This is a genomic window from Nostoc linckia z4 (assembly GCF_002608075.1).
In the GTDB taxonomy this organism is placed as follows: Bacteria; Cyanobacteriota; Cyanobacteriia; order Cyanobacteriales; family Nostocaceae; genus Nostoc; species Nostoc linckia.
The window spans coordinates 33,839-48,384 of record NZ_LAHA01000024.1 but is presented as its reverse complement, the minus strand read 5'-3'; the positions used below and the strand labels follow the sequence as shown (position 1 = coordinate 48,384).

Sequence of the window (14,546 nt, the reverse complement as noted above, 5' to 3'; positions counted from 1 at the left end):
GATGCGGGGATGCGGGGACGCGGGGACACGGGGACACGGGGACGCGGGGACACAAAGATGCAATTTGAATGATGATTAGCTTATCTAAGTCCAATTTTGGATCGATCTGGCGTTAGTCAATCCAAAATCCAAAATCTAAAATCTAAAATTTAAAATCCCCCAATAATTCTTGATTAGGCGTTAACTGAGTTTGAAAACGGCTGTAAACAATTTTGGTTGGATACCAAGAACAAAACCAGTAGGAATCTTGAATAATTTGGTAATCACTACTAGCATTTGGTAACTCAAACTTCACCAAACTTAAGTTATTTAATCCAACTACTTCTTGCCCTTCTTGGAACCAGCGAGATTTCCAAAACATTAGAGGTTGTAAATATCGGATTTGGGAATTTTTCGCTCGTTTCCAAGGAGCGATGAATGATGATAAATCTGCTGTACATTCAGAAGTTTGAGCGCTTTGGCGAATCATCCATTCCAGGACACAATACCAGTCAGGGCCAGTTAATTGCTGTTGTTGGTGCAGCCGATTTTTGTGGTAGCGTTTGGCAGTGAAGGTATCGCTGTGTAATTTTTTTCCAGCAATTTCTACCATGTTGGCTGGATTCATCCATCCAATCCAATATCGTAGTTTTTCTGGTAATAACCAATGTTTCATTCGTGTATGAATGAGCTTTGTTAGTGCTTCTTCATTCTTTAGAGCACTAGAAGTTAACTGTACTAAAACCGATGAAGAATCACCATGAATACGTGCATAAGACAAGCGAGCCGCAAAACTATAATGAATATCTCCAGATAAAATAATCACTTGTTGACGTTGCTCAAATAAAGTATTGAGAAATTTACCCAATGCTTCAACATTGATGTTCCAAGCATCACCAACATCGGTGGAAAAAACTTTCTCTTGTTGTAAATTCCAATGATGAATCCAATCAATCACTTGCGAACCAAATACATTAGTGGGTGCAATTACAAATGTGGTTTGATTGTGAGTATCTTCAGCGATTTTTCGTAAAGGTAAAACTAGTTGTTGCTCAAAAGCTTTTGGACATAGCAGCATCGGTGGGGCGATGGCTTTTTGATCGGCTGGGTAACCCCGCCAAGTGCGCGTATCCAAAACAATCACTTCATGACAATCGCTCTTAACTATGTAATTCCAAGTAAGTGTTTCAGAATGCCGCGATAAAATAAACACTGAATTGTCTCGGACTAAAACAGGTAAATCCGTGTGGGTATCGATGGCAGGCATACCAACATAACGAGCGATCGCTTCATCAGCCTGTGTATCTTTTCCTGCATTAGCTGACAAAGCTTGTGCCGCAGCCAGTAGTTTTTCTCCTGGTTGACCTTGTGCAAATTGTTCTGGTGTATTGCCCCATGCTTGAAAGATGCTATAAGCTAACAGCGCATTTTGCACCACTCGCCGTCCTAAGGGACGCCCCAAGACTCGCAAACACCAAGCTTGGTTCAAATTCCAGTCATCACTAACATCATGGTCATCAAAGATAGTGTACGTGGGAATATTCGCAAGGGCGCGGCGCACTTTCCCCAGGGTATAAATGAATTGTCGTAAATCTTTGACAGCCTGATTCCAATTTTTGATTGCTCGGCGATCGCTTGTTACTTGGCGTCCTTTAGGAAATACAACTGGCCAGCACACTGGTGACCATGTTAACAAGTAAGTAGCGTAATATTCACCCAAACTCAGCAGATGACTGGCAACTTTTCCGGATTTATTATGTAATCCTGCGGTCAAGCCGGCTTCATTGGTAGCAACTTTAGCTCTTTCTCCGGGGGGCAATTCTTTGGGGGTACAGTAAACCCCAGCTACAGGTAATTGTTCCTCCCAACCCAGCAGAGCATCCCCAAGAGTAGTAGCAACCCACAGCGATGGATCTGCTACATCGTCACCATAAATTTGATCTCCAGTCAGGAATAGCTGTTGAGGACGCAGCTGGACTTGATTTGCAGATGCCTCTATAAGACTATCAAGAATTGGTAGGGCATCAAACCCAGAACCATGAGGTTTACGACAGGAAGCATGGACAATTTGCAAATCTTGGAGGCGGCAGGATGGTAAAGTAAAAGTTGGTTTTTGATGCTCAAAGTAGCTGATACTAGCCGTAGGATATGAGCTTGAGCATAATGCTTGTTGTAGCGTTTGCCGAGTCTGGTTAGCGGTGGTGAACTGCAAATCATAGGCATAAATGCGATCGCTAGTTAGACGATGTCCAACTGTAGACCGAGCCGTGACAGCAACTACATGAAGATACTTACCCAAAGCAACAGTAGAGCGATCGCCCTGGAATAAGCATTCTCCCAGCATTTCACCATCATTTGTTGTGCCATAAACTTTGAGTTCTACCTCACAAGCCTGTTTGAGCGCCACCCATACTGTTACTGATTGCGGTTCAGTATGTTTGAGAATTGGCCCTGCCAAAATCAGTGGTAGTCTTTGGAAAAACTCATCTCCAACTTGGTACTTCATTAGAAACAGATAAATAATCTTCGCTATTGGGCATTGGGTATGGGGACTGGGGACTGATGACTGTTGACTGTTGACTGGCGAGTTATCATTCTCCCCTGCCCCCTACCTCCCCATCTCCCCATCTCCCCCACTCCTCACTCCCCACTCCCTCTAATTCCGAGCAATACCTTCTTGACGCGCGGCGCTTTGCACAGCACCAGCAACCGCAGTCACAACACGTGGATCGAACACTGAAGGAATAATGTGTTCCCGATTCAAGTCTGAAGGATTTACCAAAGAAGCGATGGCAGTTGCGGCTTCTAGGTACATTGTGGTGGTAATTGCCTGTGCCCGACAATCTAAAGCACCACGGAATACTCCCGGAAAGGCTAAAACGTTATTAATTTGATTCGGGTAATCACTGCGACCAGTGGCGATGACAGCGACATGTTTGTGAATTAATTCTGGCTGAATTTCGGGAATGGGATTGGCCATTGCAAACACAATTGGGTCTTTTGCCATCGATTGCACCATTTCCGGTGTCAAAACTCCCGGTACGCTGACTCCAATAAATACGTCTGCTCCTTGCATTGCACCTGCTAAAGTACCTTGAGCTTTGACGGCAAATTCGAGTTTTTCTTCTGTGAGGTCTGTACGACTGGTGGAGATAATTCCTTTGGAGTCGCACATCCAGATTTTATCTGCTCCGGCTTTCTTGAGTAAGCGGGCAATGGCAACTCCGGCTGCTCCTGCACCGTTAATCACAATGCGGATTTCTCCGATTGTTTTGTGTACTAACTTCAAGGCATTAAACAAGGCTGCTAAGGTGACAATTGCGGTACCGTGTTGGTCGTCATGAAAAACCGGAATATCTAATTCTTGTCGCAATCTCGCCTCAATTTCAAAACAACGTGGCGCAGCAATATCTTCTAAATTCACGCCGCCAAATACCGGAGCAATATTTTTCACTGCCTGGATAATCTCGTCTGTATTTTGGGTGGCAAGGCAGATGGGAAAAGCATCCAGTCCGGCGAATTCTTTGAATAGCATGGCTTTGCCTTCCATGACGGGCAAAGCCGCCGCCGGGCCGAGATTTCCCAGACCTAAAACTGCACTACCATCTGTAACAATGGCAACAGTATTTTGTTTTATGGTTAACTTGTAAACTTCTTCTGGATCTTGAGCGATCGCTGTACAAATTCTACCGACTCCTGGGGTGTAAGCCATTGCTAAATCTGACACACTTTTTAAGGGAATTCGGCTAGCAATGCTGATTTTGCCACCACGATGCAAATTAAAGGTGCGATCGTAGACGCTCAATAACTTAATATCAGGCAGTGCTTTAACTGCTTGCACAATTGTTTCAGCGTGTTCGGTACTAGCTGCATCAACGGTAATATCGCGGGTAGACTCTTTGCGGGTTTGCTCGATTAAATCAATTTGACCGAGATTACCGCCAGTGGTGGCGATCGCTTGGGTTACCGACGCCAACATTCCCACGCGATTGGGAATCTGCAAGCGTAGTGTCAAACTAAAACTAGAATTAGGAGTTAGGTCTGGCATGTTGATTTGGGATTTTAAGTTTTAGATCTTATATTGAATTGCTTAGTAATAATCTAGACGAAAGCTAAAATCTATATTTTACTGAATATGAACTAGTAACAATTTATAACTGTATTTATAAATTCAAGGCAAGATATTTATGATACCAGCATCTCTCTTTTGCCAAACAGCACTCCTAAAATAACTGGAGTTTCTCCTTTGATAGCAGATTTTAACAAGCTTGAACTAAGCATTTGAGTCTGCTAGCTAGGCATCTAGCTGATTATATTTAAACCGCGTCTACTTTGAAACCCTTCGTTTTTTGAAAATTGGGTTTTATAGCAGTCGAAGCATAGTTTAGAACATAAATTGACAGTAAAATCCAGACACCAGCAGACTTTCTTTCCTATTGCCTATTGCCTTTTTACTTTCCCTGTTGCCTATTGCCTATTGCCTGTTGCCTTTTTACTTTCCCTGTTGCCTGTTGCCTATTGCCTGTTGCCTATTGCCTTTTGGTAACACCGCAAGCTCTCCTCAGAATCTATACATGAAGTTGTTTAATTTGCAAGTGTTTATCAACATATAATTTGTGCGATCGAGGACACATATTTTGTAATCGCTACAAGCATACTATTTTTTTGTGCAGAAATACAGCTAAAGCATGGCTTTTAACTTGACAAATATCCAGAATATTTGTAATCTGTCAAAGTTAGTCTGTACAAAATCCAACAACACCTCAATCCAAAGCTAAAACTTATTTAATTTGCGTAGTCAAATTTTCAGTACGTTTTATTGACTATGTAAATCAAATATAAAACAGCTTTCATATCTACCATTCGGATATATCCGAATAGTACTAAGAAAACACGAAAACTTAGCTAGCATTTCTCACAATTCGTGCTTTTAGCATTTTTCATAAACTTATACCTAGACTATCATTCGCACATTTATGATAGTTAAAATTTTCATAAGGTGTGAAACTTTTGAATCTAGGTTTTATCAGGTTTTGAGAAATGCAAAAAGCATTATAACTTGTAAAGTTCTGCAATTAATTTACACACACACAAATAAACCAATGAAACGTTACCTCAAAAGTTTTTCATTAACTATACCGTTTCTATTTGTTGGAATCGCCGCACTAGTAGGCTGCAATTTCACACAGGAATCTTTTAACATTCATCAAGCATTGAGCAATTCGATCGATGATTTGCACTTGGGATTAATACCACTGGTATTACTCGGTTGTACCCGTGCAATCTATGTTGCTAACCAAGAAACAAAATCAATCTTTACCGTGCGTTCTATGGATTGGTCTGATGCAAATATGGCTACAAGCTTATGGGCATCACCTGAAGGTAGCGATCGCACAGGTGCTGGTGAAAATGATGAGGGTAAACCGTTTACATGGACATCTAAGTATAAGAGCCTGGTTGTATGTAACTACGGAAAGGCTACAACTGATGGCATAAACGAGGAGGGCTTAGTTGCCAATCTCCTTTTTCTACCACAAGCTTGCTACAAGCATAATGACTATGAGAATAAACCACGTTTACCGATTAGTGGCTTGGCACAGTATGTACTAGACAGATACGCAACTGTCAAAGATGCTGTAGAGGGATTAAAGCAGGAGCCATTTTTTATTGTCACGTCTGAGCTAGCTGTCGCAAAATTAGACACAGGCTCCAAGGAGTTTAATGTATATCTCAAACCTATAGTCATACATTTGTCCCTTTCAGATGCTAAGGGAGAGTCGGCAGTCTTACAATATGTGGAGGGCGAAAATGACGATCTATCTCCAAATTATAAATTAGTAGTTTACTACGTTCCAAAGAAGAATGAAACTGAAGACAAACAAACGATTAGTGTGTTGACTAACAACCTATATGACAAGCAATTAGAACTTTTAAAGAGTTTTCAAACAGAAAATGGAGACTTTGATTGGGGAATTAAAAATGAAGTATTTAGTTGGGATGGACTGAAAAAAGATAATTCAAAAAAAGAGATGAATCCGCCAATGAATGGCTCTGATATTCGATTTCTCCGCGCCTCATTCTACAGCGATAGAATCGAAAAAGTCTATGACAAGCAAGATCCTAAGTTTAAAGAAAATTCGAGACCATTTATTGATGAGACTCAAAGAATTTCAGGTGACGAAAAGTCTTACAAAATATGGTTAGAAGAGTGGTCAAAACACGAAGGTCTTGCTAGAGCTTTTTCGTTGATTCGTAATATGTCAACGCCTTTAAGTGTTAAGGCAATAGATGATAACCCATTCCTTTCCTCTACACTCTGGCGCACTGTTGCAGATCATGGAAACAAGCGCTATTTCTTTGAATCAAGTAGGGCTTTATATCCACTATATGTTGATTTGAAAGAATTATTTGCTGACTTAAAGACAGTGAAAAAATTAGATCTGTATGTCCCGCCAGCAAAAGAGGGTGATAAAGGGATTGATCTACTAGAGGATCAACTAAAGGATGAAAAAAAGATAGGCAAGGTGAACGATCTGTTTCAAGATGTGGAAGGTGGTCAATGGTTTTATTTTGACTACCAGAAGCCTGACAAATAAACTAGTAATTGAATTCAGTAAATTATTAGACAGCGTGGCTGCAAAGCATCTATAAAAGTCACATAAGCGCGTCCAAGGATGTTTCAGACTGGTGATAAACACCCTTGGACGACGTTTATATTTAAGGTAATGTTAACTATTGTCCCTGTTGGGTAATATTTTCATTAGACCTCTGGTAAAAGTAACTTTTGCAAGAGGGGGAAAGGGAAAAGGGTTTTTATTTGCCCTTTCCCCTTTACCCCTTACCCTTTTCCCCACTTCTCTTAGAAGTCTATTACAGACCCGGACAAAAATTTCGTCATCATCAACAACTACAAGATTTAGCACTCTTTCACCAAAGTAATGAAAGAAAAATCTCAACTAACGAACTTAAATATTAAAAATCCGTTAACATAAATTAATACTCAATCAATACAAATTACGTAGTCGAGCGATTGCTTGACTACACAATTTCGTTTTTAGTTTCCGGTGCTAGTTACTATATCAAATATTACCTATCGATTTATAGCATCTACCGTATTCAAATTTCAAATTTTACCAGCCATAATTTTATTAGTGAATTATTTTTTTTGCCAAAAATCCAGCCCAGTTTAACTTAACAGCAAATTATAAACTCCGTAAATACCAAGCCGTGAGTAAATAATATCTCTTAAGCGGGAGGTTAATTAAAGGAATTGCCAGACAAATTGTTACAAGTACAGTCAAATTAACAAAAATTTGCACCTCATACCTAGCTTTGACATGACTTTACAATCTTCTCGCTCTGATAAAATTCTGGTTGTTGATGACTCTCCTGATAATGTATTTCTAATCAAAACTATTTTGGAGGAAGAAGGTTACACCATTAGCACCGCAGAAAATGGTATTTCGGCGTTGGCACAATTACAAGCATCTCCTTGTGACTTAGTGCTTCTAGATTTGATGATGCCAGGTATGGATGGATACGAAGTTACTAAGCATATTCGGGGAGATATTAAGTTATCGCAATATATTCCCATACTGCTAATCACTGCCCACGATGCGCCCAATGTTGCCCACGGATTAGACTTGGGTGCTGATGATTTTATCCGTAAACCAGTGACAGTGGATGAATTATTAGCAAGAGTGCGATCGCTTTTGCGTTTGAAGCACAGTATGGATGAACGCGATGAAATTGCGCGCCAGCGAGAGGATTTTGTCTCCCGTCTCGCCCACGACTTACGCACTCCTTTAGTAGCAGCCGATCGCATGTTAATGCTATTTCAACAAGGTGCTTTAGGAGCATTATCGCCGCAAATGCAGGAAGTAATTGCTATCATGGCTCGAAGCAATATTAACTTGCTTTCTATGGTCAATACCTTATTGGAAGTTTATCGCTTTGAAGCCGGTCGGAAAACTTTGACATTGCAGCCTGTGAATTTAGCACAGTTACTAGAGGAAGTAGCTGGAGAATTGACCCCCTTAATTCAAGATAAAAAACTGTCGCTCAATTTGGAATTGGCTGAGGAGTTAAAGGCAAATACAATAATAGGCGATCGCTTAGAATTACATCGTTTATTTACTAATCTTATCGGCAATGCAATCAAATTTACTGACTCAGGTTCAGTAAGTATTCGTTTGACTTGTGAAAACCAATTTGGTAAAAATAGCCAATCTATATTTTCTGACTACATTAGGATTGAAATAGCCGATACTGGCCCTGGCATTCCTCCGGAAGAACAAACTACCATTTTTGAAAGATTTCGCCAAGGCACTCACAAAAGTTCTGGTAGTGGCTTAGGATTGTATCTTTCCCGACGAATTGTTGAGGCACATCAAGGTATTATTTTGCTGAATTCTGAGTTGGGTAAAGGTAGTAAATTTGTGGTACTTCTACCGCAAAAAACATAATCAATTTGGTAATTGTTTGAAATTGTTTCTCATACAAGTTTTGTGTCAGATAACATAGCTGTGCCGTGGAACCATAAATATACAAAGACAGCAAGCAATAGACCGAAATAAATCGTTTTTCATAGCATAAAAAATGATGACCACTGAATTATCCAACATTGGCAAAATTATCCAAAATCAGCGAGAGTTTTTTCAAACAGGCAAAACTAAAGATATAAATTTTCGCATTGAACAACTGCAAAAACTTAAGCAAGGAATCATTGAACACACACAAGAAATAATCGAGGCATTAGAAGCAGATTTACATAAACCAGTAGTAGAGACTTATCTAACAGAAATTGCCGTCGTTAAAGAAATTGATTATGCCATCAAACATATCAAAACTTGGGCAAAACCGAAAAAAGCACCAGTTTCCTTAGATTTTTTTTCATATTCAGCCCGCATTTATCCAGAACCACTGGGAGTTATCTTAATTATCACCCCTTGGAACTATCCATTTCAGTTAGCTATTTCACCTCTAGTAGGTGCGATCGCCGCTGGAAATTGTGCAATTATTAAACCTTCAGAAATTGCTTCCTACACTTCTAGTATTGTTAATAAAATTATTAGTAAATATTTCCCGCAACCTTATATTACAGCAGTGGAAGGAGGTATAGAAGTCAGTGAAAAACTACTAGCAGAAAAATTTGACCATATATTTTTTACTGGTGGCACAGCCGTGGGCAAAATTGTCATGACAGCAGCGGCAAAACATCTCACACCAGTTACTTTAGAATTGGGTGGTAAAAGTCCTTGTATTGTCGATACAGACATTAATCTCGAACACACTGTCAGACGAATTACTTGGGGCAAATTTATTAATGCTGGGCAAACATGTATCGCCCCTGACTATCTATTAGTAGATAAAAAAATCAAAAAAGATTTAATCAATGGTATCGAAAAATGCCTCAAAGAATTTTATGGAGAAAATCCGGCAAATAGTTCTGATTATGCCAGGATTATTAGCCAAAAACACTTTGATAGGTTGGTTAAATTTCTGAAAGATGGCGAAGTTATTCTCGGTGGAGAAACTAAATCTTCAGAGCGTTATATCGCCCCTACAATAATTGATAATATTTCCTTAGAAGCTTCTGTAATGCAGGAAGAAATTTTTGGCCCTATTTTGCCAGTAATTGAATACAGTGATATTGCAGAAGTTATCGCCTTGATTAACTCTAGACCAAAACCCCTAGCATTATATTTATTTTCTCAAAATAAAAACCTCCAAAAGCGAGTTTTGCAGGAAACTTCATCAGGTGGAGTTTGTATCAACGATACAATCATGCATGTTGGAGTCCCATCTTTACCCTTCGGAGGAGTAGGAGATAGTGGTATTGGTAACTATCATGGCAAAGCTAGTTTTGACACCTTTTCTCATGAAAAAAGCGTATTGCAAAACTCCTTTTGGCTAGATTTAAAATGGCGCTATGCTCCATATAAAAACAAATTGCCTCTCATCAAAAAACTTTTGGGTTAAAAGTTATGAGTAAAGAGTTGGGAGTGAGGGGTTATGAGTGAGGAGTTATGAGTGAGGAGTTAGGAGTTATGAGTTATGAGTGAGGAGTTATGAATTATGAGTGAGGAGTTATGAGTTAGGAGTTAGGAGTTAGCTAGGAGTTAGGAGTTATGAGTTAGGAGTTAGGAGTTAGCTAGGAGTTAGGAGTTTGCAGTCAGAAATTTTTAATTAACAACTTTATTATTCATAACTTATGACTCATAACTCATAATTCCTCACTTCTCACTCCTCACTCAAAACTTATAATCCTTCACTCCTCACTCATAACTCTTAATTCCTCACTCCTCACTCATAACTCAAAACTTATAATTCTTCACTCCTCACTCATAACTCCTAACTCCTAATTCCTAATTCTTAAAATCCAAATACATTGCTATAACGCTCCTCTTTCCAAGGTTCGCCACGGTGGTGGTAGCCATTGCGTTCCCAAAAACCTAGTTCTTCACTGGCTAAAAACTCTAAACCATTAATCCACTTAGCACTTTTCCAGGCGTAGAGATGAGGAACGACTAGCCGCATCGGCCCACCATGTTCAACTGGAAGATCTTCACCAAAAACTTTAAAGGCAAAGAAATTTTCTTCCCGCATAAAGTCTTCGATAGAAATATTTGTAGTGTAGCCACCATAGCAGTGTTCCATAATGTAGGCTACTTTTGGGTCTAGCTCAATGAGAGCCATAAAATCTGTTACTTTAATCCCAGTCCATTTGACATCGAGTTTAGACCAACGGGTTACGCAGTGAAAATCCGCTGTGAACTCATGTTGAGGTAGCGCCATAAAGTCTGACCAATTAAAAGTAGCTGGCTTTGCTAAACCCCAAACCCGAAATTCCCATTCTTCAATACCAACTTGCGGAGTTGCGCCGTAAGTTAATACAGGGAAACCCTTGGCTAAATGTTGACCTGGAGGAACGCGTTCGTTATTTTCTTTTCCTGGCTTCTCAAAGAATTTTCCTAACATAATGGGAGAAAAGTAAGTTTTCTCAAAATATTTGCAGAATTTTGTGCTGAGTTGTCAACAGCGCCAGATAATTTACCCTTGAATATGATTAGGATAAAAAACATTGAAATTCCGTAGTTACTTTATCTGGTCATCTTTTATCATTTGTCATTTGCCAGTTGTCCTCTCTTAATTGAGTTCTGTACCTGGGGAATGAGAGAACCAAAGGCTAGGGAAAACGGCGAATCACTTCTCTATCGACGTAACCAGACACACCCTGCAAAATATTGCTAGAGACTTTGTGCTTTGTCGTTGGTTATTTGTAAATGACTAATAGCTATGAACGGTCTTAACCAGAAAATCTATAACCTGGAACCACATAAGCTTACCAATCATTACTGATAATTGATAGGTAATGGGTAATGGATGTTCCCAATTACTCACTACCAATTTTTTGCAATTTAATAAGCTTGTGTAGACCATCAATAATTGATTATCCAATCAGGAAAGCCAAGAAAAAGCATTTATCCATGAGCGATAAATTTGAGCCATGACTCTGCCCATTAAACCTATCGATGCCGTTCATGCTTTTCCTGATTGGAAAATTATGATTCTTCTTCCTCGTCTTCAGCAGATGGATAAACAAATGTAGAACGTCCAGTCAAAATAGACTTGCCCAGAGATAGAGCTTTCTGAGCTTCAATAGCAGCTTTGTGCCTCCAAGTAGCCCGACGTTTATCTCGTTTTGATTTGGAAGTTTTCTTCTTAGGAACAGCCATGTCAGCAGATATAGTGATTTTTGACAACCTTTTTATTTTAGGCCATTCACTGACACCAAGGACGCCAATTTAGCCAAGAATTAAGTAAAGGCATTGGCCAAACAGGGTAAACAGGGTATGGGGAAAGGGGTATGGTTCGACAAGCTCACCAACTGGGGAAAAGGGTAAAGATTAAATTTATTCCTTTTCCCTTTAACCTTTAACCTTTTCCCCTATCTCTGTGCCCCCTGCCTCTTTCATCCCCTCGATCATTTTTCAAAGAACAGTAGCGATCGCGCAGTTTTATAGTAAGTTGCCCAATTTTGAGCGTCCGGACGGCTGCGCCATTCTGGGCGACTGACTTCTAATGTTAGAACTGGTGCGATCGCTCCATAACTTTGTACGGAGATAATGATTGAAACATCTGTTACTAAAATATCTTGGTCGAAGCTCCTCTGAGCAGCTGCTCTAGCGGCCGCTTCTGCTCGTCGCAGAATGGTTTCGTAGTTTTCTTCTGGCAGGCGATCGATGGCTAGGTCAACTCTGGCGGTGTAAGCTCGCACAACTTGAGGGGCGATCGCTTCGGTGAAAAACCACGCAGGAACAGTAGATATGAGCAAAAATGCTAAAGGAACTATCCGGATTTTTTTGGCAATTTGGCTAATAAATGAAAAGGAAGCGATCGATGATGGTATCTGAGCAAAAATTTGGCTCATGACCTTATAGCTCCTGAATAACGATCTGTCAATTGAAATTAGGTGAAAGTATTTTCCGGTCAACTAACGTAATAAAAATTACATTTTATCTTAAGATTCGATGAGAATCACCTAGACTAGAAAACATCAGGTTAGCTTTGTTTTTTGGATAAAGCCAACCACAATTTTCAGACGAGCAAACAATAACCGACAAAGAGCGCGATGGCAAATTACTGGGCGATCGCTATTGGCATCAATCAATATCAGTTATTTCAACCTTTAAGCTGTGCCCAAGCAGATGCTGAGGCACTAAAGGATATTTTGGTGGCAGAGGCAGGTTTTCTCCCCGGACATTGCCTGCTAATGACGGATACCTCACCACCAATGGGAGATAGATCCACCTATCCCACTAAAGAAAATATTTTGCTGTTGCTTGAGGATTTGGCCGCGACATGTTGGCAACCACAAGACTATCTGTGGCTATTTTTTAGCGGTTATGGAGTCAACTACAAAGGCAAAGATTACTTAATGCCGGCGGAGGGTAACCCCGAACTCGTGCCAGAGACAGGGATAGAATTGCGATCGCTAATGCAAAGTCTCCAAATGGCCCAGTTAAATGTATTGTTACTGCTTGATATTAACCGCGCTTTTGGTACACAAGCAGATGCTCCCGTGGGGGAAGAAACCATAGAACTAGCTCAAGAATTAGAACTTGCAACAATTTTTTCTTGTCAACCAGAGCAGTTTTCCCACGAAAGTAGCGAACTAGGCCACGGATTTTTTACAGCAGCGTTGTTAGAAGCTTTGCGTTCTGGTAATGGTAACAACTTAGCAGATTTAGAAAGTTACCTCAGCCTTGTGGTGCCCAAATTATGCCAGCATCACTGGCGTCCCATCCAAAACCCTGCCATTATCATTCCATCCAAACCCCAAGTCATCTTACCAAAATTGGCAATAGGAAGCGATTTCCAATCAGAAGCGGTGATTTATCCCGAAGAATCCTTTGCCATTGCCCTTGCAGCTCCCCCCCTGGGTGACCCGCCTCAAAATCAAGGTAAATGGGGAGAAACAACTATTAATTCTAAAGTGCAAAAGTCTAATGGCAAACAAATCCAGCAGTCAGCTACCAGCTTAGCTTCCCAGCCAGCAGAAACTTCCATAGGAATGAATACCAAGGGAAGATTTATCCCTAACTCCTCCCAAGTTAACGTCTCCCAATTGCCACGAAATCATTCAAACACCCCTTTGTGGAAGCAAGTTATTTTCTGGGGTGGAGGCAGTTTGCTAGTAACAGGCTTAATCGCAGTGGTTTTTCTGCGTAATCAAGAAACTTTTAGGATTAAGCAGATATCAAGTACATCGCCCAATGCTACTGCTAATAGTCCTCAGGCGTTCCAGAATTTCCCAAATGGCCCCTCGACAATTGGAACTACCCCACCAGTTAGACCTAAAAATCAATCTAGCGTCCAAACATCCTTGAGTTCTGAATCGCAAAAGCGCAATCAAGCAGTATTAGACTTGGCAAAAATGTCGCTCCAAGAAACTCAGGCTAGTGATTTGAGCTTAGCCATCGCCACAGCTAGGAGAATCAAACCCGGTGAGCCATTATACGAACAGGCTCAGGAAAATATTAAGATTTGGAGCCGGATGATTTTAGATTTAGCAGAGGGTCGTGCCAAGCAAAGACAGTATGCTAGTGCCATTGCCGCAGCTCGATTAATCACCAAAAACGAACCGCTTTATGCTAAAGCACAAGCGGCAATTAATCTATGGCGGCTAGAAGGTAAGCAGTATGTCAGTAATACAACTCTTTTAGATGCAGCTAACGCCTTAATTCAGCCGGGACAAGCCTCTACCTATAATCGAGCCATCGAAGTTGCTAAAAAAGTACCATCAGGTCAACCAGGCTTCGATACCGCCCAAAAATCAATCGATAATTGGAGTGAGAAAATTTTAGATCTCGCCAAGCGTCGCGCTGCTCAAGGAGAACTCAATGCTGCAATTGAAACTGCTACTTTAGTGCCAGAGGAAACAGCTTCTTACGAAGATGCTCAGGATGCCATTCAAAAATGGCGAAAAAAATAGTCAAAAAACAATTAAGAGTGAGGAGTGAGGAGTGAGGAGTTAGGAGTTAGGAGTTAGGAGTTAGGAGTTA

The 14,546-nt window shown here is 40.5% G+C and carries 9 protein-coding genes; 4 read left to right on the top strand and 5 right to left on the bottom strand.

The genetic code is table 11. The annotated features are described in order from the left end of the window. Window positions 1-142 precede the first annotated feature (142 nt). Window positions 143-2,485: a metallophosphoesterase family protein gene (locus VF06_RS19700; RefSeq protein ID WP_099067661.1), complete on the bottom strand. Its 2,343-nt coding sequence runs from the start codon at window positions 2,483-2,485 to the stop codon at window positions 143-145. 150 nt (window positions 2,486-2,635) lie between these two features. Then, window positions 2,636-4,027 carry a malic enzyme-like NAD(P)-binding protein gene (locus VF06_RS19695; protein WP_099067660.1) on the bottom strand — a complete coding sequence of 464 codons (1,392 nt, stop codon included), beginning with the start codon at window positions 4,025-4,027 and terminating at the stop codon, window positions 2,636-2,638. A gap of 1,054 nt (window positions 4,028-5,081) precedes the next feature. Between VF06_RS19695 and VF06_RS19690 the strand changes: the two genes are divergently transcribed. The 3 genes from VF06_RS19690 (at window position 5,082) to VF06_RS19675 (ending at window position 9,960) form a co-directional block, all read left to right on the top strand. Then, a complete protein-coding gene (locus VF06_RS19690; protein ID WP_180267364.1) occupies window positions 5,082-6,575 on the top strand; it encodes a linear amide C-N hydrolase in 1,494 nt (497 codons plus the stop codon). Window positions 6,576-7,316: 741 nt separating this feature from the next. Continuing rightward, the gene (locus VF06_RS19680; protein ID WP_099067657.1) at window positions 7,317-8,444 is read left to right on the top strand and encodes a hybrid sensor histidine kinase/response regulator; all 1,128 of its coding nucleotides are present in this window, start codon (window positions 7,317-7,319) and stop codon (window positions 8,442-8,444) included. A 133-nt stretch (window positions 8,445-8,577) separates the two neighbouring features. Then, the gene (locus tag VF06_RS19675) at window positions 8,578-9,960 is read left to right on the top strand and encodes an aldehyde dehydrogenase (RefSeq protein ID WP_099067656.1); all 1,383 of its coding nucleotides are present in this window, start codon (window positions 8,578-8,580) and stop codon (window positions 9,958-9,960) included. Window positions 9,961-10,353: 393 nt separating this feature from the next. On the opposite strand, the gene VF06_RS19670 is transcribed toward VF06_RS19675, so the two are convergent. From VF06_RS19670 to VF06_RS19660, 3 genes are all read right to left on the bottom strand, one after another. After that, entirely contained in the window at window positions 10,354-10,959 is a 606-nt protein-coding gene (locus VF06_RS19670; protein ID WP_099067655.1) for a sulfite oxidase-like oxidoreductase, read from the bottom strand. Window positions 10,960-11,543: 584 nt separating this feature from the next. Further along, window positions 11,544-11,717: a 50S ribosomal protein L32 gene (rpmF, locus tag VF06_RS19665; protein WP_099067654.1), complete on the bottom strand. Its 174-nt coding sequence runs from the start codon at window positions 11,715-11,717 to the stop codon at window positions 11,544-11,546. A 248-nt stretch (window positions 11,718-11,965) separates the two neighbouring features. After that, a complete protein-coding gene (locus tag VF06_RS19660; RefSeq protein WP_099067653.1) occupies window positions 11,966-12,412 on the bottom strand; it encodes a hypothetical protein in 447 nt (148 codons plus the stop codon). 201 nt (window positions 12,413-12,613) lie between these two features. Here VF06_RS19660 and VF06_RS19655 point away from each other — a divergent pair, with 201 nt between their 5' ends. Then, window positions 12,614-14,476: a caspase family protein gene (locus VF06_RS19655; RefSeq protein ID WP_099067652.1), complete on the top strand. Its 1,863-nt coding sequence runs from the start codon at window positions 12,614-12,616 to the stop codon at window positions 14,474-14,476. The last annotated feature ends 70 nt before the right edge of the window (window positions 14,477-14,546 follow it).

Bases quoted from the DNA above. Each gene is read 5' to 3' on its own strand.
- VF06_RS19670 (WP_099067655.1), bottom strand. From the start codon at position 10,959: ATGTTAGGAAAATTCTTTGAGAAGCCAGGAAAAGAAAATAACGAACGC.
- rpmF (WP_099067654.1), bottom strand. From the start codon at position 11,717: ATGGCTGTTCCTAAGAAGAAAACTTCCAAATCAAAACGAGATAAACGT.
- VF06_RS19695 (WP_099067660.1), bottom strand. From the start codon at position 4,027: ATGCCAGACCTAACTCCTAATTCTAGTTTTAGTTTGACACTACGCTTG.
- VF06_RS19675 (WP_099067656.1), top strand. From the start codon at position 8,578: ATGATGACCACTGAATTATCCAACATTGGCAAAATTATCCAAAATCAG.
- VF06_RS19680 (WP_099067657.1), top strand. From the start codon at position 7,317: ATGACTTTACAATCTTCTCGCTCTGATAAAATTCTGGTTGTTGATGAC.
- VF06_RS19690 (WP_180267364.1), top strand. From the start codon at position 5,082: ATGAAACGTTACCTCAAAAGTTTTTCATTAACTATACCGTTTCTATTT.
- VF06_RS19700 (WP_099067661.1), bottom strand. From the start codon at position 2,485: ATGAAGTACCAAGTTGGAGATGAGTTTTTCCAAAGACTACCACTGATT.
- VF06_RS19655 (WP_099067652.1), top strand. From the start codon at position 12,614: ATGGCAAATTACTGGGCGATCGCTATTGGCATCAATCAATATCAGTTA.
- VF06_RS19660 (WP_099067653.1), bottom strand. From the start codon at position 12,412: ATGAGCCAAATTTTTGCTCAGATACCATCATCGATCGCTTCCTTTTCA.